This is a genomic window from Ruegeria sp. CG8, assembly GCF_056537165.1.
Genome location: NZ_JBQFRA010000004.1, coordinates 18,721 through 41,668 on the forward strand (window position 1 = coordinate 18,721; position 22,948 = coordinate 41,668).

Annotated in this window: 20 protein-coding genes; 6 read left to right on the top strand and 14 right to left on the bottom strand. The window is 61.2% G+C overall.

All coding sequences use genetic code 11. From position 1 onward, the window contains the following. The first annotated feature begins 40 nt into the window (after positions 1–40). Entirely contained in the window at positions 41–661 is a 621-nt protein-coding gene (locus ACR0EF_RS13240) for an HAD family hydrolase (protein WP_170372581.1), read from the top strand. 2 nt (positions 662–663) lie between these two features. Here ACR0EF_RS13240 and ACR0EF_RS13245 read toward each other — a convergent pair whose 3' ends face one another. Beyond that, positions 664–1,905 carry an MFS transporter gene (locus ACR0EF_RS13245; protein ID WP_170371711.1) on the bottom strand — a complete coding sequence of 414 codons (1,242 nt, stop codon included), beginning with the start codon at positions 1,903–1,905 and terminating at the stop codon, positions 664–666. Positions 1,906–2,050: 145 nt separating this feature from the next. Between ACR0EF_RS13245 and zapE the strand changes: the two genes are divergently transcribed. Then, the gene (gene zapE / locus ACR0EF_RS13250) at positions 2,051–3,109 is read left to right on the top strand and encodes a cell division protein ZapE (RefSeq protein ID WP_170372579.1); all 1,059 of its coding nucleotides are present in this window, start codon (positions 2,051–2,053) and stop codon (positions 3,107–3,109) included. A gap of 39 nt (positions 3,110–3,148) precedes the next feature. Here the strand turns inward: zapE and ACR0EF_RS13255 are convergent, their stop codons facing one another. From ACR0EF_RS13255 to ACR0EF_RS13270, 4 genes are read right to left on the bottom strand one after another with little or no spacing between them, the layout of a single operon-like run. Next, complete coding sequence (locus ACR0EF_RS13255) at positions 3,149–4,423, bottom strand: bifunctional folylpolyglutamate synthase/dihydrofolate synthase (RefSeq protein WP_170372577.1); 1,275 nt, start codon at positions 4,421–4,423, stop codon at positions 3,149–3,151. Further along, a complete protein-coding gene (gene accD / locus ACR0EF_RS13260; RefSeq protein ID WP_170371703.1) occupies positions 4,420–5,364 on the bottom strand; it encodes an acetyl-CoA carboxylase, carboxyltransferase subunit beta in 945 nt (314 codons plus the stop codon). Before accD ends, ACR0EF_RS13255 begins: the two co-directional genes overlap by 4 nt. 58 nt (positions 5,365–5,422) lie before the next feature. Further along, a complete protein-coding gene (locus ACR0EF_RS13265; protein ID WP_170372575.1) occupies positions 5,423–6,322 on the bottom strand; it encodes a CPBP family intramembrane glutamic endopeptidase in 900 nt (299 codons plus the stop codon). A gap of 1 nt (position 6,323) precedes the next feature. After that, complete coding sequence (locus ACR0EF_RS13270) at positions 6,324–9,404, bottom strand: ABC transporter transmembrane domain-containing protein (RefSeq protein WP_170371699.1); 3,081 nt, start codon at positions 9,402–9,404, stop codon at positions 6,324–6,326. 245 nt (positions 9,405–9,649) lie between these two features. On the opposite strand from ACR0EF_RS13270, the gene ACR0EF_RS13275 reads away from it, so the two are divergent. The 3 genes from ACR0EF_RS13275 to ACR0EF_RS13285 all read left to right on the top strand — a co-directional run bounded on the left by ACR0EF_RS13275 (position 9,650) and on the right by ACR0EF_RS13285 (position 12,419). Continuing rightward, positions 9,650–10,411, top strand: a complete 762-nt coding sequence (locus tag ACR0EF_RS13275; RefSeq protein ID WP_170372573.1) for a DUF6478 family protein — start codon at positions 9,650–9,652, stop codon at positions 10,409–10,411. Positions 10,412–10,422: 11 nt separating this feature from the next. Further along, the gene (locus ACR0EF_RS13280) at positions 10,423–10,782 is read left to right on the top strand and encodes a hypothetical protein (RefSeq protein ID WP_170372571.1); all 360 of its coding nucleotides are present in this window, start codon (positions 10,423–10,425) and stop codon (positions 10,780–10,782) included. Between the two features lie 110 nt (positions 10,783–10,892). Further along, positions 10,893–12,419 (top strand): MFS transporter, encoded by a 1,527-nt coding sequence (locus ACR0EF_RS13285; RefSeq protein WP_170372569.1) that lies wholly within the window; start codon positions 10,893–10,895, stop codon positions 12,417–12,419. A 54-nt stretch (positions 12,420–12,473) separates the two neighbouring features. On the opposite strand, the gene ACR0EF_RS13290 is transcribed toward ACR0EF_RS13285, so the two are convergent. The 7 genes from ACR0EF_RS13290 to ACR0EF_RS13320 all read right to left on the bottom strand — a co-directional run bounded on the left by ACR0EF_RS13290 (position 12,474) and on the right by ACR0EF_RS13320 (position 19,773). Continuing rightward, complete coding sequence (locus ACR0EF_RS13290) at positions 12,474–13,820, bottom strand: S41 family peptidase (protein ID WP_093963348.1); 1,347 nt, start codon at positions 13,818–13,820, stop codon at positions 12,474–12,476. A 6-nt stretch (positions 13,821–13,826) separates the two neighbouring features. Continuing rightward, positions 13,827–14,960, bottom strand: a complete 1,134-nt coding sequence (locus ACR0EF_RS13295; RefSeq protein ID WP_170341492.1) for a murein hydrolase activator EnvC family protein — start codon at positions 14,958–14,960, stop codon at positions 13,827–13,829. Then, positions 14,957–16,474 carry a 2,3-bisphosphoglycerate-independent phosphoglycerate mutase gene (gene gpmI / locus ACR0EF_RS13300; protein WP_170371693.1) on the bottom strand — a complete coding sequence of 506 codons (1,518 nt, stop codon included), beginning with the start codon at positions 16,472–16,474 and terminating at the stop codon, positions 14,957–14,959. Before gpmI ends, ACR0EF_RS13295 begins: the two co-directional genes overlap by 4 nt. A 92-nt stretch (positions 16,475–16,566) precedes the next feature. Further along, complete coding sequence (locus tag ACR0EF_RS13305) at positions 16,567–18,234, bottom strand: sulfatase-like hydrolase/transferase (protein WP_170372567.1); 1,668 nt, start codon at positions 18,232–18,234, stop codon at positions 16,567–16,569. Then, the gene (gene nqrM / locus ACR0EF_RS13310; protein ID WP_170367293.1) at positions 18,235–18,480 is read right to left on the bottom strand and encodes a (Na+)-NQR maturation NqrM; all 246 of its coding nucleotides are present in this window, start codon (positions 18,478–18,480) and stop codon (positions 18,235–18,237) included. A gap of 15 nt (positions 18,481–18,495) precedes the next feature. Continuing rightward, positions 18,496–19,521 carry an FAD:protein FMN transferase gene (locus tag ACR0EF_RS13315; RefSeq protein WP_170371689.1) on the bottom strand — a complete coding sequence of 342 codons (1,026 nt, stop codon included), beginning with the start codon at positions 19,519–19,521 and terminating at the stop codon, positions 18,496–18,498. Positions 19,522–19,587: 66 nt separating this feature from the next. Continuing rightward, a complete protein-coding gene (locus tag ACR0EF_RS13320; RefSeq protein ID WP_170371688.1) occupies positions 19,588–19,773 on the bottom strand; it encodes a hypothetical protein in 186 nt (61 codons plus the stop codon). Positions 19,774–19,898: 125 nt separating this feature from the next. On the opposite strand from ACR0EF_RS13320, the gene ACR0EF_RS13325 reads away from it, so the two are divergent. Continuing rightward, positions 19,899–20,423 (top strand): CBS domain-containing protein, encoded by a 525-nt coding sequence (locus tag ACR0EF_RS13325; protein WP_093963355.1) that lies wholly within the window; start codon positions 19,899–19,901, stop codon positions 20,421–20,423. Here the strand turns inward: ACR0EF_RS13325 and ACR0EF_RS13330 are convergent. After that, positions 20,341–21,663, bottom strand: a complete 1,323-nt coding sequence (locus ACR0EF_RS13330; protein ID WP_170372565.1) for a tyrosine-protein kinase domain-containing protein — start codon at positions 21,661–21,663, stop codon at positions 20,341–20,343. The two genes, ACR0EF_RS13325 and ACR0EF_RS13330, sit on opposite strands and share 83 nt — an antisense overlap. 765 nt (positions 21,664–22,428) lie before the next feature. Beyond that, positions 22,429–22,932, bottom strand: coding sequence for a sugar transferase (locus tag ACR0EF_RS13335; RefSeq protein ID WP_170371682.1), 504 nt, complete (start codon positions 22,930–22,932; stop codon positions 22,429–22,431). Between the last annotated feature and the right edge of the window lie 16 nt (positions 22,933–22,948).

A 22,948-nucleotide genomic window follows, 5' to 3' on the forward strand; every position in this document is an offset into this window, starting at 1 on the left:
CAGTCAGCCCCGAACGCAACACAAGCGAACAGGAAACCCCATGCCCGTAGAAGCGGTCGTTTTTGACATCGGCAACGTTCTGATCGAATGGCAGCCCGAGCGGTATTATGACCGCGTGATCGGCGAGGACCGGCGCCGTGAGATGTTCTCGGCCGTCGACCTGCACGGCATGAATGACCTGGTCGATCAGGGGCATCACTTCACCGACACGATCTATGCCTGGGCCGAGAAATACCCCGAATGGCGCAGTGAGATCCGCATGTGGCACGACAACTGGATCGAACTGGCCGCGCCCGAGATCCCGCATTCGGTCCGGCTGCAGCGCGCGCTGCGGGCCAAGGGCGTGCCGGTCTTTGCGCTGACCAATTTCGGGGTGCAGAATTTCGACTATGCCACAACCGTCTATCCGTTCCTGAACGAGTTCGACCGGCACTATGTCTCGGGGCGGATGAAGATGGTGAAACCGCATGCCCCGATCTACCAGATGGTCGAACAGGATTGCGGCCTGCCGCCCGAGACGCTGCTGTTCACAGACGACCGGATCGACAACATCGAAACCGCCCGTGGCCGTGGTTGGCAGACCCACCATTTCGACGGTCCGCAGGGCTGGGCCGAAAGGCTGGTGGCCGAAGGTCTGCTCTCCCCCGACGAGGCCGCCTGACCTTATGCGGCAGCGGGCTGCGTGGGGCGATTTTCGCGGATCGGCAGGTGTACGATCGCGCTGAAGGCGCCGATTGCCACGCCGATCCACCAGACAACGGTGTAATCGCCATAAAGGTCATACATGCGGCCGCCTAGCCAGATGCCCAGGAAACTGCCAACCTGATGGCTGAAGAATATGATGCCATACAGCGTGCCCATGTAGCGCAAGCCGTAAAGATGCGCGACGAGGCCCGAGGTCAACGGGATCGTCGCCAGCCACAGTGACCCCATGACCAGCGAGAACAGGATCACGGTCAGAGGCGTGATGGGAAACAGGATGAACGCCGCGGCCGCGATCGTGCGCCCGGTGTAGACCGCCGCCAGAAGGTATTTCTTGGGGAAGTGATTGCCCGCCCATCCGGCCAGAAGGGTGCCTCCGATATTGGCGAGCCCGATCAACGAGATCGCCAGCGCACCCAAAGCAGACGTTGTGGTGATGCCCATCGCATGCAGGACACCGCCGGGTTGGATCGGGCCGCACATCTCGGTCACGAAGGCCGGGAAATGCGCGGTGACGAAGCCCAGTTGATAGCCGCAGCTGAAAAAACCCAAGAATATCAGCGCATAGGACGGGTCGCGGAAGGCCCGGCCCAGGATCTGGCCCATGCTTTCTTCCAATTCGGCCTTGCTGACCTGCGCGGGTGCGCGCATGAAGGGCAGTGTCAGCACAAGGGCCAGAATGGCAATGGCGAAGATGATGAACACCTGCTGCCACGGCAGAAAGGTCAGCATCCATTCAGCCGTCGGCGCACCGATCACCTGCCCGAAGCTGCCCGCTGCCGTTACGATCGCCAGCGACATCGAGCGGTTCTGATCCGTCGAGGCCCGCCCGACCACCGCCAGCACGACGCCAAAGCCCGTGCCTGCGATACCGAAGCCCACCAGCCAGGCATAAAGCTGATGCCCGAAGGGCGTAACGGACCAAGCCGACAGTACCATCCCTGCCGCATAGGTCAGCGCACCAAGAATGATCGCCCGCCGGTCGCCCATCTTTTCGGCGATGGCGGCAAAGATCGGCTGGCCGATGCCCCAGGCCAGGTTCTGGATCGCGATGGCCAGCGAGAAATCGGTGCGCAGCCAGCCGAACTCCTCGGCGATCGGAATCTGGAACACTCCGAACGAGGCGCGCACGGCGAAGCTGACCGTGATGATCACGCATCCGACGATCAGCACCGGGTTGAGCAGACGGGCGGTTGGGGTCATTGGGCCTCCGGGTTCAGCCCGCCGACAGTATCCGCTTGGGCTCGCTCGTCAATTCAGGAGTTTTGCGGTCACGATTAACCAAAATTGATGCGTGCCGGAGGATGCCTTCTTTTCAATGGCGCGGGCGGGCGCTATGGCTCGGGCCATGACCGACATGATCTCGTTGTACGAGGCCCGCGTTGCCGATGGCACCCTGAACCGCGACGACGCGCAAGAGGCCGTTCTGCCCCAGTTCGAGCGCATCCGGGCGGCTCTGGCCGCGCCGGTGAAACGCGGGCTGTTCCGCAAGGCACCGCCGCCGCCCAAGGGTCTGTACCTGTGGGGCGGCGTGGGGCGCGGCAAGTCCATGTTGATGGACATGTTCGTCGAAACGCTGGGCGAAGTTCCGGCCCGGCGCGTCCATTTCCATGCCTTCATGCAGGAAATCCACGCTGGCATGCATGAGGCGCGCGAAACCGGCGTGCAGGATGCACTGGCGCCGGTGGCGGCCTCGGTCGTGAAATCCGTGCGCCTGCTGGCCTTTGACGAGATGCAGATCACCGACATCACCGACGCGATGATCGTCGGGCGGCTGTTCGACATGCTGCATGCGGGTGGCGTCGTCGTTGTGACCACCTCCAACCGTCATCCCGACGATCTGTACAAGGATGGCCTGAACCGGCAGCTGTTCCTGCCCTTCATCCACCACATCAAGCAGCAGCTCGAAGTGTGGGAACTGACCTCGCCCACGGATTACCGGCAGAACCGGCTCGAGGGCTCGCCGGTCTATTTCACGCCCATCGGACCCGAGGCGCGGGAGAAGATCCGGGCCGTGTGGGCCGACCTGTCCGGTGGGCCGGCCGAACCCCTGACCCTGCATGTCAAGGGGCGCGAGGTAGTGTTGCCCGCTTTTCGCAATGGTGTGGCACGGGCCTCGTTCTATGATCTGTGCGGCCGGATGTTGGGGCCGGGGGACTATTTGGCCATTGCTGATGCGGTAAAAGTGCTGGTGCTCGAGGACATACCGCGCCTGTCGCGCAACAACTTCAACGAGGCGAAGCGGTTCGTCACGTTGATCGATGCGCTGTACGAGGCGAAGGTGCGGTTGATCTGTTCAGCGGCCGCCGAGCCTGAGATGCTGTATGTCGAGGGGGAAGGTGTTTTCGAGTTCGAGCGCACAGCCTCGCGCCTGCGGGAGATGCAGGCACTGGACTGGGGACAATAGCGAACGTTGCCTCCGGCGTAGCTGTGACTCAATGAATGGTCAGCCGTTTTCGCGCAGGATGTTGCCCGCGAGGTAGAGCGAGCCGCAGATCAGCACGCGCGCCTGTGGGTTGGCTTTGATGATGGTGTCGAGGGCTTGGGACACACTGCTGGCGGTCGTCGCGGGCAGGTTCACCGATTTGGCGGCGGCGGCGGTTTCTTCGGCGCTCAGCGTGTTGGTCTCGCCCGGGATGGAAACGGCGGTCAGGCTGGCAGCTTCCTGTGCCAGTGGGGAGAGGTAGCCGGTTACATCCTTGGTATTGAGCATGCCGCAAATCAGGTGTGTGGGTCGCGGGGGCAGCTTGGCCAAGACGTCCGCCAGCGCGACACCGGCGGCGGCGTTGTGGCCGCCGTCCAGCCAGAGTTCGGCCTGGGGCGCCTGTTCGACCAGCGGGCCGGTTTTCAGGCGCTGCATCCGGGCAGGCCATTCGGCGCGGGTGACAGCGGCCTCGTAGGCCTCGTCGCCGAGGTCGAGGTGGCGCAGGACCGCCAGTGCGGCGCCGGCGTTCTGGACTTGGTGCGCGCCCAGCAGGTTCGGCAGCGGCAGGTCGCGCAGGCCGTTTTCGTCCTGATAGATCAGGCTGCCATGTTCCTCGTGGACGTGCCAGTGCTGTCCGTAAGCCAGCAGCGGTGCGCCGAGGCGGGCGGCGGTGGCCTCGATGACCTCCATCGCCTCGTCCGGCTGCGGGCCGACGATGCAAGGCACGCCGCGCTTGATGATGCCGGCCTTTTCGGCGGCGATCTTGGCCAGCGTGTTGCCCAGGAACTGTTCATGGTCGATCGAGACCGGGGTGATGACCGTGACCGCGGGCTTTGCGATCACGTTGGTGGCGTCGAGCCGCCCGCCAAGTCCGACTTCGAGCAGCGTGTAGTCGGCGGGTACACGGGAAAAGGCCAGCAGGGCCGCGCAGGTGGTGATCTCGAAATAGGTGATGTTCTCGCCGCCATTGGCGGCGTAGCACTCATCCAGAACGGCGGTCAGGTCGGGTTCCGAGATCAGCTTGCCCGCCAGGCGGATGCGCTCGTGGAAGCGTGCCAGATGCGGCGAGGTGTAGGCATGGGCCGTCAGCCCGGCCCCTTCCAGCCCTGCACGGATCATCGCCTGGGTCGAGCCCTTGCCGTTGGTACCGGCGATGTGGATCACCGGCGGCAGCTTGTCCTGCGGATTACCCAAAGCTTCGAGCAGACGCCAGACACGGTCCAAGGTCAGGTCGATGATCTTGGGGTGCAGCGCCATCATCCGGTCGAGGATGACGTCGGATGTGGGCGCGGTCATTTCTTGGGCTGGTCTTCGGCAGGCTTGGCCTGCGCGTCAGGCTGTTCGGCTTCGCCCTCTTTCGGGGCGGGCAGATCGCCTTTGACCGCCGGGGGCAGACCCATCATCATCCGGGTGATGGTGATCAGCTCGTCCCGCAACTCGGTCCGTTTGGTGACCCGGTCCAGCATGCCGTGATCCAGCAGGTATTCGGCGCGCTGGAATCCGTCGGGCAGTTTCTCACGGATCGTCTGCTCGATCACGCGGGGGCCAGCGAAACAGATCAACGCGTTCGGCTCGGCAATATGCACGTCGCCGAGCATCGCGTAGGACGCCGTCACACCGCCGGTAGTGGGATGGGTCAGAACGACGATATAGGGCAGGCCCGCCTCTTTCAGCATCTCCACCGCGACCGTAGTGCGCGGCATCTGCATCAGGCTGAGGATGCCTTCCTGCATCCGGGCGCCGCCGGCGGCGGAGAACAGGATCAACGGGCGCTTGAGCTTTACCGCCTCTTGTGCGGCGGCGATGATGGCGTTGCCCACATACATACCCATCGAACCGCCCATGAACGAGAAATCCTGCGCCGCGGCCACGATCGGCGTGCGGCCGATCTCGCCGGTGGCAACCAGCATCGCTTCTTTCTCGCCGGTCTTTTTCTGCGCTGCCTTCATGCGGTCGGGGTATTTCTTCTGATCGCGGAACTGCAGCGGGTCTTCCTTGGGCGCGGGCACTGCGACTTCGGTGAAAATACCGCCGTCGAACAGGTGCTTGAACCGCTCGCGCGGGGTGATCAGCATGTGGTGTCCGCACTGGGTACAAACGTTCTGGTTGTCCGCCAGTTCACGGTGGAACAGCATCGTTCCGCACTCGTCGCATTTGTGCCAGAGATTCTCGGGCACCTCACGGCGGGAGAAGATCGAGTTGATCCGGGGGCGGACGTAGTTTGTGATCCAGTTCATGTCGGAACCTTGCTGATGCGGGTTGCAGTCAAATAAGACGCTACGGAAGGAAATGCAATCAGCGCCTGAGCGCAAGTCGCGCAACCAGCCAGCTGACGATCATCACCGCGAAATCCACGACAAGCCACTGGCGCAGGATACCGGTGTCCGATGTTTCGAACGGAAGATGATAGAGGGCCAGCCCCCCCAGGCCGTCAGGCAACGATACGATCAGCAGAGCCGTTACATTGTTGGCAAAATGCATGGCGATTGCGGGTCCCAGCGTTCCTGCTCTGGCGGTGATGTCTGCACTAAGAAGGCCAAAGACAAAGGCCCAAACTGCGATCAGGATAGCATTGTCACCGGCGGCAAGAGGTGCGTAGTGCCCGGCAGCAAAAATCAGAGAGGGTACACCCATCCAAATCCACTGGGCCCTGAACCGCGCGGCCAGCGATTGTTGCAGGAACCCGCGGAATAGAATCTCTTCGGCGCTGACCTGAATAAGGACAGCCACCAGCGCCAGCGGCAACAGCAGCAGCCACCTGAAAACCGGCAGGTTTGGCTCCAAGGGCGGTCCCATATCGTATGGGGGCAGAACAAAAAGCAAGGCACCCAGCACGACCAGCGCCCGCAGAACCCGCCAGAATTGCCGTACAGTCAGAATCGGCGGCCCAACCACCGAGATCAGCTTCCGGTGCTGCACCTGTCGCACGGCCAATCCGACGCCCAGCGTAGCAAAGGCGAAACTGGAAAGGATGACCAGCAGCGCCAGGGCCGAGGACCCGTCTTCGAAACCGGACACCAGTTCGGCCGAACCAAAGGCGGTTACAGCGGCCAGGAGAACCAGATTCAGTGCCAGCACGACGACTGTGATGATCGCGAAGCCCAGCAGCAGCCGCCAGAGTTCGGGATAAGCCCTGGCCGGCGCCACCAGGATTTCGTGCGGGGCATAGGCCGGGTGTGGCTGCGGGTCGCGCATCCTAACCGCCCGCCCCGGTCTCGGCTTCGGGTGTCAACGGGGTATTAGACAGCAACAGTCGTTCCGAGACAGTTGTCAGATACCCGGCCACCGTTTCGAGAAGGCGCATCGAAACAGCCGCGTCACCTTCTACCACGGCGCGCAGCTCTTCCGCGCCGATCCGCAGGAACGAACAGTCGGTCATCGCAACGAGGTCAAGTTGCCGAGGCGCGCCGGTGATGATCGACAGGTCGCCGATCAGACGGCCTGGCTCGACGACGGAGATGTTGCGCTTTTCGCCGTCCGGCATCGTCCATTCCAGGCTCGCCTGACCTGCGATGCACAGATAGGCAGCGTCGGGCGTTTGCCCGCGCGAGAATATGGTCTGCCCCGCCGCCGCGTCGTACCATTGCGCCGAAAAGGCCAGCAGACGCTGGTGTTTTCCGTCAAGCCTCGAAAACAGTTCGGTTGCCGAAATGATCTTGAGTTTTCGGCTGAAGTCTTCGGGTTGTTCGTCTTCCGCCTCGACCTTGGAACGCGATACACCGTCGATTCGGCCGTCCTTGATTTCCACGTACATGTCATAGGCTTCGGGATGGCCAAAATGATCTTCCATGAAGATCATGACCGAGTCAGGAAGCAACTCACGCAGCTTGAGGCGCGTACGCAGACGGCTTTCCGAATCGTGGCTGGCAAGGACCTTGTCCAGGATCAGGATGTCGGGCCGCTTGATCGCTGCCCGTGAAAACGCGGCACGTTCCTGGAAAACCGTGGGCAGGTTGGCCCCGCCAAGACCGGTCGGCAGATCGTAGATGATAGCCGCCAGGCGACGGGTGAGACCGGCCTCGATCAGGACTTCGGCTACGGCATCCTCGATCTCTTCGGCATGTGCCCCGGCCATCAGCGACACGCGGCCATACAGGGCATTTTCCATGACGGTCAGGCGCGGAACATAGGTTTCGGGTGCCACGGGAATGAACAGCCCGTCGAAAGATGCGTGCAGGTTTTGGGCCTGCGTGCGCCGGATCGACAGGATCTTTTCCTTGTACTCCTCGGGGAAACTGGGGCCGATCTGTTCGGCGGTCAGCATGAACGGCACCGTCAGCAACAGTGCCATTTCACGTTCGGACAGGGTTGCCTCACCTTTCGACATGCGGCGTTCGTCGATGTCGAGCAGTCGGTGGTACATGTCCTTGGACATGCCCAAACGCAGGAACAGCGGGTGATCCGTCCCTTCTCGGCCGAATGTTTTCCGCAGCGTGCTGAGGACCGCCGTCGCGATGCTTAGGGCGTCCTTGTCCAGATCATGGGCCCGCAGCATGGCAAGAAATCGAGCGTCCCCGGCCAGGATGTCCGGTGAGATGTTGCGCGACGGTGAGGCAAACAGAAGGTTGCCCCCCAAAGGTACGGCCGGGTTGAACCGGTCCGGATCGAACCGGTAAACGTATTTGTCCAAGCCCTTTTCCTTGAGACGCGCTGCAACCTTGTCGCGCGCATCCACGATCGCCTTGGCCAGATGGGGGTGCAGTTCGGGATCGAATTGCGACCGCAACGTCCGCCGGAACATGAACTCGTCGATGCCCATCGCCTCGACCAGTTCGAACCACCAATCCCGGATCTCGTCGATGCTCTGCAGCCCGGCAAGGCGTGGGTCGACCCATTCGTCCTCCAGCAGGTCCGGGGAGTTGCCGGCGCGCACGGCTTCGACCTGATAACGTGATGGAGCCTTCAGAGCTTCGGTCTCGTGCTGGGGATGGGGACGCAAAGGCATCAGCAGGTTGTCCCCAAGCGTGCCGTTGAACAAGTAGGGTCGCGAGTGGGCATAGCCGACACGGGCGGCGATCACCGCCTGATGGAGTTCGCGAAGGTTGTGCCCAGACAGAAGGACCTCGCCCTGAACCGGCAGAATCTCGCGGATCAGCAACTGGGCCAGCGCCTGTCTTTCCGAGTCGTGCGAGGCCTTGATGGCGACCCGAGCGCCCTTTGGGATCGTCAGGTCGATGTCTTCAAGGATCAGCTTGCCGTCCTCGTCGCGCACCGTGACATTGCGCAATTCGATGTCGCCCTGCAGGTGCGGGATGCTCTCCGGTTCGCCATAGAACAGTTCTTCGGGGATCATGTTCTCGGGTGCAAACCGTTCGGTGACGACCTGCCAGCGCAACGACATGTCCTGAACCTGATTGTAATAGGTCAGCAGATCGCGCCAAGGGCCGCTGAGGTCCTTGTACGCCCCCAGCGCCGCAACCAGCGCACCGACTGTCACTTCGCCCGTGATAGCGAGATAGCCACCGACCGAATAGAACAGGAACGGCGTCATCTGCGTGATCAGGTTGTTGAGGAACTTCATGAAGAATTTCTTGTTGTAGATCCGGACCCGGATATCGAACAAGGTTCCCAGACGATGACTGAACTGCGCCAGCCGATAGCGCCAACCACCGTTCGCGCGCAGGTCGCTGATACCGGCGGCGGTTTCGCCGATCTCGGTGCTCAGGTGACGGATCTCCTGAATACGGTCCTTGTTCAAAAGGTTGATCTGACGCTGCAGGCGCGGGATCAGCCAGGCTTGCAGCGGGATCAGCGCGATCGAGGCCAGCCCGAACCAGACGCTCTGCATGAACAGGAAAGTGACAATCGTCATCATCTGACCGAACTGAAAAACCGGCTGGGCGATCGCGTCGCCCATCAGTCCACCCATCGGTTCCGCTTCGGACGATATCATCGACACCAGCTCGCCCTGGCTTGTGGTCGAGAAATACGGTTTGGGGAAGCGCAGCATCCGGCTGATCAGGGTGAATCTGAGCCGACGCAACATGCGTTCGGCCAGGATCCCCTTCATGGTGTTGATGCGCATCTTCATGAGGCCGCCAGCCAGCACGGTTCCCAAGAACGCAAAACACAGGATCAGCAGGTATTGGACCTGGGTCACCTTCGTGCCGAACAGCGTTACCGTGTTTCCGGTCGCGCCGATGGCGTCGTTGATGATCTGCTTGGGCAATTCAAGCGAGGCATAGAGAAACGGAAACGAAAGTACGGTCAACAGCAGCAGAATGAACTGCTGTTTCTTGGAATGTTTCCAGATGAACGCGAATAGGGTGGGTTCCATGCCCCGGCCTCGTCTTGTTTTTTGGACTGCGGCCCGTTGCGGAGGATCCACGGCGACCGGGTGACTGACGGTAAGCTTTGCCCCGTGCTATTTCAAGAACGTGCCCCGGCGTGATCTTGCAAAAATCCGGCCGGCACGACCGGCGTCGTTCACAATTCGGAAATTTTGCAGTGCTATCTGTCGAAGGCGGGTTTATTCCGCCCGCGGAATCCGACTAAAGAGGTGCAGTTTCAGGCACTGGGCACATGAGCAGACTTCTGGATCGGTATTTCAGCCGCAAGGCAGTTGGGCACTGGAAACGGACGGCGCAGAACGCACCGCACGAAGACCTGCCCCTGCTTCGCCAGCAGCGTGATCAGGCGCGTGTTCTTCGCGCCCAACTTGATCGGCTGATCCAGATTGCGGACGGGCGCCTGACCCGCCCGCATATCGGCACCCAGAATTTCCCAAGACCGCTTGGCACGGATTGGGCATGGCGCCCGGATTTGTGGGGCAGCCCCCTACCCGTTACGGGCCTGGTATCACTGTCTCGCAAGGCGCAACTTGATGACAGCGTGGCGCTTTTCCATGACTGTCCGCTGGCCGAGATTGCAGTCCGGCAAATCCGCAACAGCGGGGAAAAGGATCTGGCGCCTTTCAGCCTGGCGATCGACGTATTCAGCTTTCAAGGCTCGTTCCTCTCCGTGTCTGTCGAACTGCCGGGCAGCGCTGCCGAGGGTCTGACGCGGCAACACCTCGTCCGGACCCATGTGACGGTCGACAGTGAACGCCCGGCCGAGGTCTTTGCTAGGCTGAATATCCAGAATGGACCGAATACCGAGCAGGTGCTGCGAAAGCTGGTACCGCAACATGCGACATCTGACATCGATTTTGATCTTGCGCATCTGTCCTTGAACGAACGTCGCATCGAAAAGATGTGGCTGGACCTTATCATCCAGGATCCTGGTATGAACCGTGTGGTGCTGCGGGATCTGACCCTGTGCCGCCATCATCGCGCTGACTTGTGAAGGGAAAGGCCATGGTGGAAACAAAACTCGTCCCGATCCGGTTCGAAGACGGCGTATGGGAAGGCCACTATTCAGGAAGTACCGCACCCCAACTTGAAGCCCGGTACCGGGATCAGGTCCTGCAAGGTATCGAGGTTTCCGAGGCCGAAGGTGGCTGGCATGTTCGGGTTCCCGTTCCAACAGCCCTGTTGTCCGAAGGTGTACACAGTGTGATTATCCTCGACAGCGCTTCACAGGAAAAAGTGAGTGACATCACCGTAATCGCGGGCGCGCCGGCCGTGGACGATATCCGCGCCGAGATGGACCTGCTGCGCGCCGAACTTGATCTTCTGAAGCGCGTGGTGCGTCGGTTGAGCGCTGATCAGGGTTGATCGGACAAAAGCCTGCAGGATCTACGTAGTCGAAATCTGCTTGGACGCATTCCTATCTTTTTCGCTGAATTCATGCATGATTGAGCCACCAAGGAAACTCAGGGGGCGGAATGGAACGTGACAGCATTATCAAAGTCATAGCGCTGATGGTAACGGCGTTTGGCATCGGCATAGACTTCACCGGTGCGCTGATGCTGGTTCCGGCGATCGAAAACTCGTTTGATGCCGATATCACGAGTACCCAGTGGGTGTTGAACATCTACGCGCTGTTCTTCGCCATGACCATGGTCGCAGGCGGCCGGCTGGGCGATATGTACGGTCATCGCAAGATCATGATCATCGGATTGTCGCTGTTTCTATTCGCCTCGGTCATGTGTTTCGTATCTCCCAGCCTTGATTTCCTGATCGGCGCACGCGCGCTTCAAGGTATCGGCGCGGGATGCGTGTGGCCCTGCACTCTGGCCTTCGGGGCCACGAGGGTATCCCGTGAGGAACACCGTGCGATGGTCATGGGTTTGATCCTTGCCGGTGTCACGACGGGCAACGTATTTGGCCCGATGATCAGCGGGTTTGTCGTCAATCTTGGGGATTGGCGCCTGTTCTTTCTGGCGAATGTCGTCTTCTCGTGCATCTCGATGGCCACGGCAGTCCTGCTGATGCAGCGTGACAAGACCCACAAGACGGGCGAGCACATCGACTTTGCCGGAATGGGCGTCCTTTCTTTTGCTGTCCTGCTGCTGCTGTACGCGCTGGATGTCGGATCGGACTGGGGCTGGCTGTCGGTTCCGCTGATGTTTCTGTTTTTCCTCAGCGCGTCGCTATTTCTGTTGTTCCCACGCGTGGAAAAACGGGTGAAAGAACCGCTATTGCTGCCGCAGATGATGCAAAATCCGCAATTTCGCATCACCTTGGGGCTGAACATGTTCAACGTCTCGGCCGCCTTTGTGGGATTGCTGTATTTTCCGCAATACATGCAAAAGGTTCTTGGCTGGTCAGTATTTGAATCCGCTTTGGGCCTTGCGCCGCTGACCGTTCTTTTGGCGGTCGGGTCGATCGTCTCTGGCACCTTGTACAATGATTTCGGACCCAAACGCCTGCTGTTCTGGGGGTATCTCTGCGCTACGATAGGCGCGGCTAGTGTCGTCGTGATGCCGGCCGGGCTGGGGTATTTCCAAATTCTTCCGGGGATGGCTCTGATCGGGTTGGGAGCGACACTGACGGTTGGCCCGTCGGGCACCGCTGCCGTTTGCGCCGTCAAGCCTGAACGTGCAGGCCTGGTTGGCGGTCTGAGCTTCATGGTGCACTTGGTCTATGGCGCCATTTCGGTCGCCTGCGCGACGGCTATCATGTACATGGTCAGCCTGTCCAGCTTCCGCGAGCACCTTTCCAAGGCTGGCATCGACATGTCACTGGCCGATCAAAAAGCCATCAATGGCGGTACTTTGACGACCAAGACCGCGCAGGCTGTCATGCAGAAATTCAGCGCGGCCGAGGCCGAAAAGATCAAATCCGCGTTGTCGATGGCTTTTGACAGCGGGATGGATATGGCTTTTGTCTTTTCAACGCTGTCGGTGTCGATCGGCCTCGTTCTGGCGCTGATGCTGGACGAAAAGAAACTGCACAAAATCGAGAGTTGAGCCAAAAGAAAAGGCCGCGGAAAACCGCGGCCCTTCTGTCATTTTTTGCGCAGCTTACTGCGATGCCCGCTCTGTCGGATTGAAGGCGGACAGGCCCTTGAGAATGTCGATCGCATAGGCCAACTGGTAGTCTTCATTGCGCAGTTCGGCGGTTTCTTCCGCTTTGGTGCGGTCTTCCTCGATCTGGCGGATTTCATCCTCGGTCAAGCTGTCATTGTTCAGGCTGCCCCGCAGGTCGGCCTCGGACCGCGTACGTGCGTTGCTTTCTTCCTCTTCCTCAGCTTCGGGACGGACGCGAGGCTGTTCCACGATGATGTCGGGGCTGACACCCAAAGCCTGGATCGACCGACCCGACGGGGTGTAGTAGCGCGAGGTGGTCAGACGCATCGCCCCGTCGCCACGCAGCGGCATCACGGTCTGAACCGATCCTTTGCCGAAGCTTTTGGTGCCGACGACGATCGCGCGGTGGTGATCCTTCAATGCACCCGCAACAATCTCGGATGCCGACGCCGATCCGCCGTTGATCAGCACTACGATCGGCTTGCCTTGGGCAAGATCACCCGGGGTTGCGTTGAAGCGTTCACCATCTTCGGGATTGCGTCCACGGGTCGAGACGATCTCGCCCTCGTTCAGGAATGCGTCCGATACCTTAATGGCTTGGGTCAACAGCCCGCCGGGGTTGTTGCGCAGGTCCAGAACAAAGCCGTTCACCTTGTCGATGCCGCCAGCTTCGGCGATCTGCTTTTCCATCCCCTCTTTCAGGTTCGGGAAGGTCTGATCGTTGAAGGTGGTTACACGCAGCACCACGCTGGCGCCTTCGGTGCGGGCGCGAACGGCGGTCAGTTTGATCGTGTCTCGGATGATGGTCACATCGAATGGGTCGGGTTCGCCTTCACGCACGACGGTGATCACGATTTCCGAACCGACTGGGCCACGCATCAGGTCGACTGCTTTGTCCAGCGTCAGGCCCAGGATGCTTTCGCCGTCCACATGGGTAATGAAATCGCCGGCCTCGATGCCCGCTTCGTCCGCAGGCGTTCCGTCAATTGGCGATACGACTTTGACGAAGCCATCCTCTTGGGTGACCTCGATGCCCAGCCCACCGAATTCACCGCGCGTCTGTACGCGCATCTGCTCGGCGTCGTCCGGGGAAAGATAGCTTGAATGCGGATCCAGCGACGTCAGCATGCCGTCGATCGCAGCCTCGATCAGTTCTTCGGGGGCGACTTCCTCAACATACTGGGCGCGGATCCGTTCGAAGATATCTCCGAACAGGTCAAGTTGTTCATAGACTCCGGCCTTGTTTTCGGCCTCTTGCGCCAGCAGTGGTCCGGCGATCTGGGTAGTCGCAATAATCCCTGCCACGGTGCCGGCCAGACCGGCCATCACAAATCTCTTCATACTCGTCTATCCATCCTTGTCTGTCCGGAACCATGATTCCGGATCCACGGGGCTATTGTTCTCTCTTACCTCTATATAGAGCGTTTCTGGACGATCAGTTCCAGTGCCATCACCGCTTGTTGACAAAATCGCGCCGATTTCTGGTGTTTGACCGGGCATCAGGCCCACTGGTGTGCCTTCGGGGATCACCTGACCGGGGTCCCCATACACCTCCTGAAGGCCGGAGAAGACAAAAAGCAAACCCGGCTGCGGTTCCAGGATCACAAGGTTTCCAAGGTCCAGAAGCGGCCCTCTGTATCGGATAGTGGCCGCTGTCGGCGACAGCACCAATGCACGTGGTCTGGTTCCCAGTACAAGCCCCGGACGCGTGACCCCTGCGGCGTCCGTTTCGCCGGAACGATGGAGTATGACGCCTTGGGTCGGCAGCGGAATCTGTCCTTTCAGTTGGGACACATCCGCGTTCGAGGCTAAGATTTCTCCATCCGATATCTCAGATAGACCGCTGGCGAAGCCATCCAGAGTCTCCGTTGATGAGATCAGGATGGCTGTCCGTACCGGGTCTTCGATGAAGCGGCGCGGCAGGTCGGTACGGTCCGCTATGGCCTCGCTCAGCTTCGTCCTGGCGTTCTGCACGCCTTCCAACCCTTCGGTCAGCGTGTCCGCAGCGCTTTGTTGCAATCGGCGCAGGGTCTGCACCTCGTCCAGATCCCGGGCCAGCGCCTGGGCCCTGGTGTTCAGGCCAGGGGTGACTTCGGACAGCATCATCCCGGTGCGCGCCGCCCCCAGCGGCCCGGCCGGGTGCAGCATCAGAACCGGTGGCGCCGTGGTTTCGATGGTTTGCAGTACGCCCAGCAACTGGCGGATTTCGCGTTCGCGCGCGTTCAACTCGGCGGTCAGCTGGCTTTCGCGCAAAGCCGCCCGGCGCAGCCCGTCGCGCATGGCGGCCAGCCCGGCCTCGTAGGCCTGGATCGTCTCGGTCAGGGCGCGCACGCGGTCGCGGGCGGTTTCGGCCTCGGTCAGCGCGATCGAGGCCTGTTCCAGCATCTGCGCCGCCTCCAGCGCCGCCTGCGCGGGGTCCGGCGCGGCCCGGGCCGCCTGCCCCGCCATCAGGGCCGCCAGAAGAAGCGCGCGCAGCCTCATGACAGCAGGCTCTGACCCGTCATTTCCGGTGGCTTGGGCAGGCCCATCAGGTCCAGAACCGTAGGCGCCAGATCGGACAGGCGACCTTCGCGCAGGGTTGCGCCCTCGGGTTCGCCAACCAGCGCCACGGGCACCGGGTTCAGCGTGTGGGCGGTATGCGGCCCGCCTGTTTCGGGGTCGATCATGGTTTCGCAATTGCCGTGATCGGCCGTTACGATCATCGCCCCGCCCTCTTTTTCCAGCGCGGCGACCACGCGGGACAGGCCCTGATCCACGGCCTCGCAGGCCTTGATCGCGGCCTGCAGGTCACCGGTATGGCCCACCATGTCCGGATTCGCGTAGTTGGTAACGATCAGGTCATAGCCGGCCTCGATCGCCTCGACGAACTTGTCCGTGACCTCGGCGGCCGACATCTCGGGCTGCAGATCATAGGTTGCAACCTTGGGCGACGGGGCCATATAGCGGTCCTCGCCGGGCTCGGGCGTTTCCTTGCCGCCGTTCAAGAAGAACGTGACATGGGGGTATTTCTCGGTTTCGGCCAGGCGGAACTGGCGCAGGCCCTGCTTGGCGACCCATTCGCCCAGCGTGTTCACGATCTCGCGCTTGGGAAACACTGTGGTCATGTAGGCGTTGTGGCCGTCGGAATATTCCACCATGCCCAGCAGCGCCGACAGGTGCGGGCGCGGGCCGGTGTCGAATTCGGCGAAATCAGGTTCGGCAATGGCGCGCAGGATTTCGCGGGCGCGGTCGGCGCGGAAATTGAGGCAGAAGAAGCCGTGACCGTCGCGGACGCCGTCGTAGCCTGGCAGAACCGTGGGCGCGATGAACTCGTCCGTTTCGCCCCGGTCGTAGGCGGCCTGAATCGCGGCGCTTGCGGTATCGGCCTGCCCACCCTGCCCTTTGATGATCGCGTCATAGGCGCGACCGACCCGTTCCCACCGGTTGTCGCGGTCCATGGCATAATACCGCCCCGAGACGGTGACGACGCGCGCGTTCGCAGGCAGGCGGCGCTCCAGCTCGGCCAGGAAGTCCAGCGCCGATTTCGGGGCCACGTCGCGTCCGTCGGTGATGGCGTGCAGCGCCACCGGCACGCCCGCCTCGGTGATCGCTGTCGCGGCGGCGACGATATGGTTCAGGTGCCCATGCACCCCGCCATCCGAGACCAGCCCCATCAGATGCGCGATTCCGCCCGCCGCCTTCACCTTGGCGATGAAGTCCTGCAGTGCGGCATTTTCGAAGAACGAGCCGTCTTCGATCGCAAGATCGATCTGGCCCAGATCCATCGCCACGACCCGCCCGGCCCCGATATTGGTATGGCCGACCTCGGAATTACCCATCTGGCCGCTGGGCAGGCCCACATCAGGGCCATGGGTGATCAGCCGCGCGTGCGGGCCCTTGGTCATGATCGCGTCGAAGGTGGGCGTTTGGGCCAGATAGGGCGCATTGGCCTGCGTGTCTTCGGACAGGCCCCAACCATCAAGGATACACAGGACGACGGGTTTGGGTGCGCTCATGTCGGATCTCCGATAACTGCTCTTGTCCGTTCTTCTATCCCCTGCCCGCCGCATCGTGAACCGCCTTTTGCGGCGATGCGCCCCGCGTCGGGCTATTTCCTGATCTGCTGCCAGTGCCGCGCCTTGCGGCCGCGATACTTGACCGTCAGCTCGGGCGGCGCGTCGCTTTCGTCATAGGCGCCCAGGATCACGCCCTTGCCGCGACTTTTGGTGCGCATCTCGACCAGCTCGGCCGTCGAGCGCGTGGTACGCTGCGACGGACGCCGGGCCCAAGCGAACAGATGGTCGTACATCTGCGCGATTACATCCGCATGGGCCGCGCTGTCGCCCAAATCGGTCAGCTCGCCGGGGTCGTTTTCCAGATCGAACAGGATCGGGCGGAACCCGCCTTCGCAATGGATCAGCTTCCATTTTTTCGTGGCCACCAAGAACATCGCCGCATCGCGCACCGAAACGCCCAGCGTTTCCGCGATGGGCGAGGCCGAATAGTCGTATTCGCAGATCGCGAATTTGCGCGGGGTCTCGTCCGCCCGCCCGTGCAGGATGGGCAGCAGCGAGTGGCCTTCTAGGATATGATCAGGCACCGCACCGCCCGCGACCTCGACGAAAGTGGGGGCCAAGTCGATCGACTCGACCAGCGCGTCGCAGGTGGTGCCGCGCGTGGCATCGGCCTGTTCGGACGGGTCAAAAATGATCAGCGGCACCTTGGTCGAAGCGTCGTGGAAGAACGTCTTTTCGCCCATCCAGTGATCGCCCAGAAAATCGCCATGGTCCGAGGTCAGCACGATCATCGTGTCGTCCATGCGGCCGGTCTTCTCCATCCAGTCCAGTAACCGCCCGATCTGGTCGTCGGCCTGCTTGATCAGGCCCATATAGGCGGGGATCACGGCCTCGCGCACATCCTGCCGCCAGAAGGTCTGACCGATCTTGGTGTACATGAAGGCGCTCAGCACGGGGTGTGCCGCCGCCCGTTCGGCCTCGGACCGGTTGGCGGGCAGAACATGCCCGGGCCCGTACATCGAGGCATAGGGCTCGGGGACGATATAGGGCCAGTGCGGTTTGATGTAGCTCAGGTGGCAGCACCACGGGCCGTCATGGGTTTCCATGAATTCGATGCCGCGCGTGGTCAGATAGGGGGTCTCGCTGTCCTCTTCGGCGATGTTCGCGGCCTGCGGCGCGTTTTTCAGGAACCAGCCGGACAGCACGTTGCCGTCCTCGTCCAGCCCGGAATTGGCAAAGTCGTGCCAGGGGTTGTCGCCGTCATAACCCTTGTCGGCCAGCCACGCGTTATAGGCCTTGGCCCCGTCGGGGTCATAGAACCCGTCGGGACCTTCGGGGCGCATCCCGTCGTCGCGCTCGAACACGTCGAAACCGCATTCGGCCACGCGCGCGCCGATCAGGCTGTCGGGTTCCAGGCCCAGCCGCGCCATGCCCTCGGCGTCGGCGCGCATATGGGTCTTGCCGACCAGCCAGCAGTCCATCCCCGCCTTGCGCAGATGGTCGCCCATGGTCTGCTCGCCCACCTTCAGCGGGATGCCGTTCCACGAGGCGCCGTGCGACTGCACATAGCGCCCGGTATAGGTGGACATGCGCGAGCTGCCGCAGATCGGCGATTGGATATAGGCCCGCGTGAACCGCACGCCGCGCGCGGCCAGCCGGTCGATATTGGGCGTGTGTAGATGCGGATGGCCGTAACAGCTCAGGTAATCCCAGCGCAGCTGGTCGAACATGATGAACAGGATGTTGCGGGCCTTGACCATTCAGTGCTGCGCGCCCTTGCTTTCCATCTGTTCCACCATCCGGCGGGCGCGCTTGCATTGCAGCTTGTCACGCAGGGGGCTGTTGGGGTCCACGTCTTTTTGGCACACCACGCATTTGTCGGCGCCCGAGATCGCGTTCAGCCCGCCGCAACTGCCCTTGATGGTCTTGCCCATCAGTATCACGCCCAGCGACATGCCGACCATGATGATCAGCAGCAGAACAAACGCGAGGATAAAGGTGCTCATCGGTCGTCCCGCCCTTCAGTTCGATCCCAGCGCATCCTTGAACGCGCTGCTTTGTACCGTGATATAGGCATCTTCGCCGCCTGTCACATCCCGCGAGATGAAAAACACTGCCAAACCCAGCTGATCGGCCAGTTTCAGCCCCCGCTCCTGCCCCAGCGCCAGCATCGCAGTGGCCCAGGCATCGGCCATCATCGCATTTTCGGCCAGAACCGTGACCGAGGTCGTCCGATGCGTGATCGGGCGTCCGGTGGTCGGGTCGATGATGTGCGAATACCGCACCCCGTCCTGTTCGAAGAAGTTCTTGTAATCGCCCGAGGTCGCCATGCCGCGGTTGTCCAGCGGTACGATGAACTGGATGGTCTGCGACCCGGTTTCGGGCTTTTCGATGCCGATGCGCCAGGCCTCGCCCTTGTCGTTCTGACCACGAGCCACCAGATCGCCGCCGATCTCGACCATGTAGTTCTCGAAGCCGGCTTCTTGCAGCGTCTCGGCCACGGCGTCGATCCCGTAGCCCTTGGCGATGGCCGACAGGTTGATCCCCACGCCCGGCTGCGCCTTGGCCAGCGCCCCGGCCTGCGCATCCAGCGTCAGCAGGCGGGCCTGCCCCACCTGTTCCAGCGCCGCCGCGATCTCGGCATCCGACGGCACCGGGTCTTCGGGCTTGCGCGGGCCGAAGCCCCACAGCTCGATCAACGGGCCGAGGGTCACGTCGAAAACGCCGCCGCTTTGCTCGTGCACCTGGTTGGCCGCCGCGATCACATAGGCGAATTCCTGTGACACCGGCATCGGGTCGGTGCTGGCCGAGGCGGAAAAGACCGAGACTTCGGAATTCGGGTCCCAGTTGGACATCTTGGCATTCACCTGCGCCAGCGTTTCCTCCACGGAGGTGGACAGGGCAGCCTCGTCCAGATCCTCCCCGATTGCGGTGATGTGATAGGTCGTGCCCATGGTTTCGCCGGACAGACGGACGATCTCGGGCTCCTCGTCGAACAGACAGCCAGAAACAACAAGCGGCAGGGCCAGAGCAAGCAGTCGGCGCATAGGGCGATCTCCTGGAAATGTGTTGCCCGGCATATGCCAGCGGCCCCACCCAGAGTCAAACCTGCGTCAGGGCACCAGCGGCAGGAAGCCCAGGACCAGCAGCCCGACCGCAGCGGGCACTCCAAACAGCCACGCGCGTTTCTGCCAACCCGGGGGCTGTTCTTTCCACAGTTTGCGGAAATTATGCCCGCAGATCACGACCAGAAGGAAGATCAGGGCGGCAACCGCAGGAGACAGATGGAGTTGGGTCACGGGGTCCGGTTTTTCCTTGCGACCCGGCGCGGTTGCGCCGGTTTTTGAATTTGCACCCTATACAGGTTTCTCTGCTGCGATAAGGTGGTGAGGACAGCCTGTAGCGTTGAAGGAGGAGACCGCCCATGGCCCCAAGCTCTTACCAGCCCCCGACACGTGGCGACAAGGCCGGGTCAAGCACTTACAGCCAATCCGCCGAGTCGAATTTGTCACATACTCAGACCACTGTCGCCAAATTGCTGGAAGGAAAAGGTGATGCGGTGTTTTCGGTTCGGCCGAATGACACCATCCATTCGGTGGTCGAAATTCTAAAGGAGAAACGCATCGGGGCGGTTGTCGTCACCGATCAGAACGGCGCACTGCAGGGAATCCTGTCCGAGCGGGATATCGTTCGCCGCATGGCGGATACTCCGGGTCAGACGCTGCCACAGTCGGTCGAGGCGCTGATGACACGCGATGTGCGGACCTGCACACCGGACGACCTGCTGATGGATGTGCTGAAGACGATGACCGAGGGGCGATTCCGCCACATGCCGGTTCTGCGCGACGGCAAGCTTTGCGGCATGATCACCATCGGAGATGTCGTGCATTTCCGGCTGAAAGAGCTGGAATACGAAGCCCTGCGCATGAAGCAGATGATCGTCGGCTAGATAGTCGCACGTTGTAGTAACGGGCATATGCCCCATAGGACTGACCGCCTGCCTTGGTCTGCTTTCGGGCAGACCCCAGGTCCGAGATGACCAGCACGGTGACCTGCAAGTTCACGCTGGAAAACTCGCGCAGCGCTTGTGCCAACTGGGCGCGGGACGTGGTGGCCGGTGCAACCGACAAAATGATCGCGTCACAGGCCTGCCCGATTGCCCGGGCGTCAGGAATGGCCAAAACCGGTGGGCTGTCGATCAGAATATTGTCGCAGTCTGCCCGCAACCTCTGCATGAGGTCATGAAAGCGCGAAGACGAAAAAGTATCCGTGGCGCTGCGTGTGCTGCGCTCGCCCATCAGAACACTGACCGAAAACCGGGTGTTGGTACGCAGAAGGTTGCCCAAGGGTGTCCCTCCGGTCAGCGCTGTGACCAAACCGCCGTTCGGGTTGTCTGGAAAATACGCCCTGAAAGACAGGCTCCGGATGTCGGCTTCGAGCAGCAGAACAGATCGACCGAGCCCCGCCATGCTTTGCGCAAGGGCAATCGACATCTTGGTCTTACCCTCATCCGGTACCGACGAGGTGCACAGAATGACCTGCGGTGGAGCGTCCGCATATGGCGACAGCACAGACGTTTGCAGGTTTCTGGCCGCCTCTGAGAGCGGCGACGTCGGATATGTGGACAGGTACCCGACCAACTGACTGCGCTGGCGGATCGGCGCCAATGGCAGACGGCCCAGAACCGGTACGCTGGTGGCCAGCTCCAGATCGGCCCCAATCGGAACCGCAGATTGCCGGATTTGTCGGACAAGAACGATGCCCTGCCCCAAAGCCGCTCTGGCGAAAACCCTAGGAAACATGATCAGACCAGAACGCGGTGCAACCTGTTTGCCCGGAGTGGCCGCCGATATTATGCGGCTGTCCGGCGTTTGTGCGCCCAGTTGGACGGCGGCTTCCTCCAGTCTGGAAATAAAGGTTTCTTGCAGCAACGGGATTGCACGGGCGTCGCGCTCGATCTGGCGCAGTTCGGCCGTCACGCGGGCATTCTGGGCGATCAATTCTGAAACACGTTCGGCGAGAGCTATCCTTGCTGCTGCGTCCCCTGTGGCGACCTGCCTTGAAAGGCTGGTGAGAATGCTACCGTGATTGGCCTCCGGAATATCGCCTTTGAAGTGTTCGGGGTCAAAGTCAACAAGTGTCTGGTCCAGTTGGTCAAGCTCTTGAAGACGGCTTTGCAGATTGGCCAACCTTGTTCGGGTTTCGAAAAGGTGCGCGGCCAGTGCTTCGGGGCTGGCGCCCGCAGGACCTTGATGGCGTCCTCCTGCCGGGCGATTTCCTGCTCCAGCCCGGCCACCCGGTCCGACAACCATGAAACAGTTTCGGTTAGTCCTTTGGCTTTTGCATTGATTTGATCCCGAACAAAAAGCTGGGCCAAGGTATCCGCAATCTCAGCCGACTTCTGAGGGCGGTTGGTTGTTGCGCCGATCCGGATGACATCTGAATTCCGGACGTTTTCGATAGATACCACCTGTGTGACGTTTTCCGCGACAATGCCCAGGGCTTCGCTATCCGACCGGTTCGCCGGATTTTGCCAAAATACGGTCCAACGCGATGCGAGGATGGCTGGATTGAACTATGGATCATCCTGGAGGTTTAGCTCCAGCGCCGGGCTATGCATCAAACGAGCAGAGCCAAGGATTTCGACTTGGGTATTGATGGCGGAGATGTCGACACCTAGCCCGTCATGGCTTGCGACGGCACGTCGGAATAGCCCGCAGAGCGTGTCAGAACCAACGTCGTTTCGGACCGGAAGCGGGGTTCTATCGCAAAGGTCGAGATCCCCAATCCCAGCAAAAGACCGAGACCCGCGCAGCTGGCGATTGAGTATCTGTCCGGCCATCACAGCCGGGCAAAGGCCAGCAGAACCAAACCGTCCACGGTTTTCTCGCGCCTGTTCGCGCCATGAGGTTTTTCGTCGGTCGTGTTAGGCCTTTGCAAGTGCTTGTGTTCTGTCACCGTTTCTTGGCGTCAATTGCCCTTGAACTCTGCAACCGCCTGCAGCGTCCGCCAAATAATCCAAAATTCGAATGCAAGGCTCGGATTATTGATGTAGTAGTGGTCGGTCCAAAATTTTTCCGAATATCTTCAAGACTTTGTGCGTGCCCGACTTCGGTCTGGGCATAGCCGCTGATTCCGGGGCGGACGCCAAGCCGGGCGCGGTAACCGGGCCATAGGGGCCCCCTGATCTTACCGTGACCAGACTTCATTGAACGGAATTTGTAGGCGACAAACGCTCTTCCTCCTCTGCCCATGCGGATCTGGCAAAACAACAAGGGCCCTCGGTTTAGAATGTGGTTCATGACGAGCAACAGGACTGCGCAAACCGCCAGGAGTGGCAACAGGGCCAGAGAAACAGCAACATCCATGAAGCGTTTGGTGATACTGAATGTCAGACCTACGCGCGGCGCGGCAAAACCGGAAAAAGCTGCCTGGGAACCAACAATATCGATGCTCATCCATCCCACCCTGAGC

Coding starts and splice junctions, on each gene's coding strand:
- ACR0EF_RS13335 (WP_170371682.1), bottom strand. CDS start 22,932: ATGAGCATCGATATTGTTGGTTCCCAGGCAGCTTTTTCCGGTTTTGCC.
- ACR0EF_RS13315 (WP_170371689.1), bottom strand. CDS start 19,521: ATGCGCCGACTGCTTGCTCTGGCCCTGCCGCTTGTTGTTTCTGGCTGT.
- accD (WP_170371703.1), bottom strand. CDS start 5,364: ATGAACTGGATCACAAACTACGTCCGCCCCCGGATCAACTCGATCTTC.
- zapE (WP_170372579.1), top strand. CDS start 2,051: ATGACCGACATGATCTCGTTGTACGAGGCCCGCGTTGCCGATGGCACC.
- ACR0EF_RS13240 (WP_170372581.1), top strand. CDS start 41: ATGCCCGTAGAAGCGGTCGTTTTTGACATCGGCAACGTTCTGATCGAA.
- ACR0EF_RS13290 (WP_093963348.1), bottom strand. CDS start 13,820: ATGAAGAGATTTGTGATGGCCGGTCTGGCCGGCACCGTGGCAGGGATT.
- ACR0EF_RS13325 (WP_093963355.1), top strand. CDS start 19,899: ATGGCCCCAAGCTCTTACCAGCCCCCGACACGTGGCGACAAGGCCGGG.
- ACR0EF_RS13280 (WP_170372571.1), top strand. CDS start 10,423: ATGGTGGAAACAAAACTCGTCCCGATCCGGTTCGAAGACGGCGTATGG.
- ACR0EF_RS13295 (WP_170341492.1), bottom strand. CDS start 14,960: ATGAGGCTGCGCGCGCTTCTTCTGGCGGCCCTGATGGCGGGGCAGGCG.
- ACR0EF_RS13275 (WP_170372573.1), top strand. CDS start 9,650: ATGAGCAGACTTCTGGATCGGTATTTCAGCCGCAAGGCAGTTGGGCAC.
- ACR0EF_RS13305 (WP_170372567.1), bottom strand. CDS start 18,234: ATGGTCAAGGCCCGCAACATCCTGTTCATCATGTTCGACCAGCTGCGC.
- ACR0EF_RS13270 (WP_170371699.1), bottom strand. CDS start 9,404: ATGGAACCCACCCTATTCGCGTTCATCTGGAAACATTCCAAGAAACAG.
- gpmI (WP_170371693.1), bottom strand. CDS start 16,474: ATGAGCGCACCCAAACCCGTCGTCCTGTGTATCCTTGATGGTTGGGGC.
- ACR0EF_RS13245 (WP_170371711.1), bottom strand. CDS start 1,905: ATGACCCCAACCGCCCGTCTGCTCAACCCGGTGCTGATCGTCGGATGC.
- ACR0EF_RS13255 (WP_170372577.1), bottom strand. CDS start 4,423: ATGACCGCGCCCACATCCGACGTCATCCTCGACCGGATGATGGCGCTG.
- ACR0EF_RS13265 (WP_170372575.1), bottom strand. CDS start 6,322: ATGCGCGACCCGCAGCCACACCCGGCCTATGCCCCGCACGAAATCCTG.
- ACR0EF_RS13285 (WP_170372569.1), top strand. CDS start 10,893: ATGGAACGTGACAGCATTATCAAAGTCATAGCGCTGATGGTAACGGCG.
- nqrM (WP_170367293.1), bottom strand. CDS start 18,480: ATGAGCACCTTTATCCTCGCGTTTGTTCTGCTGCTGATCATCATGGTC.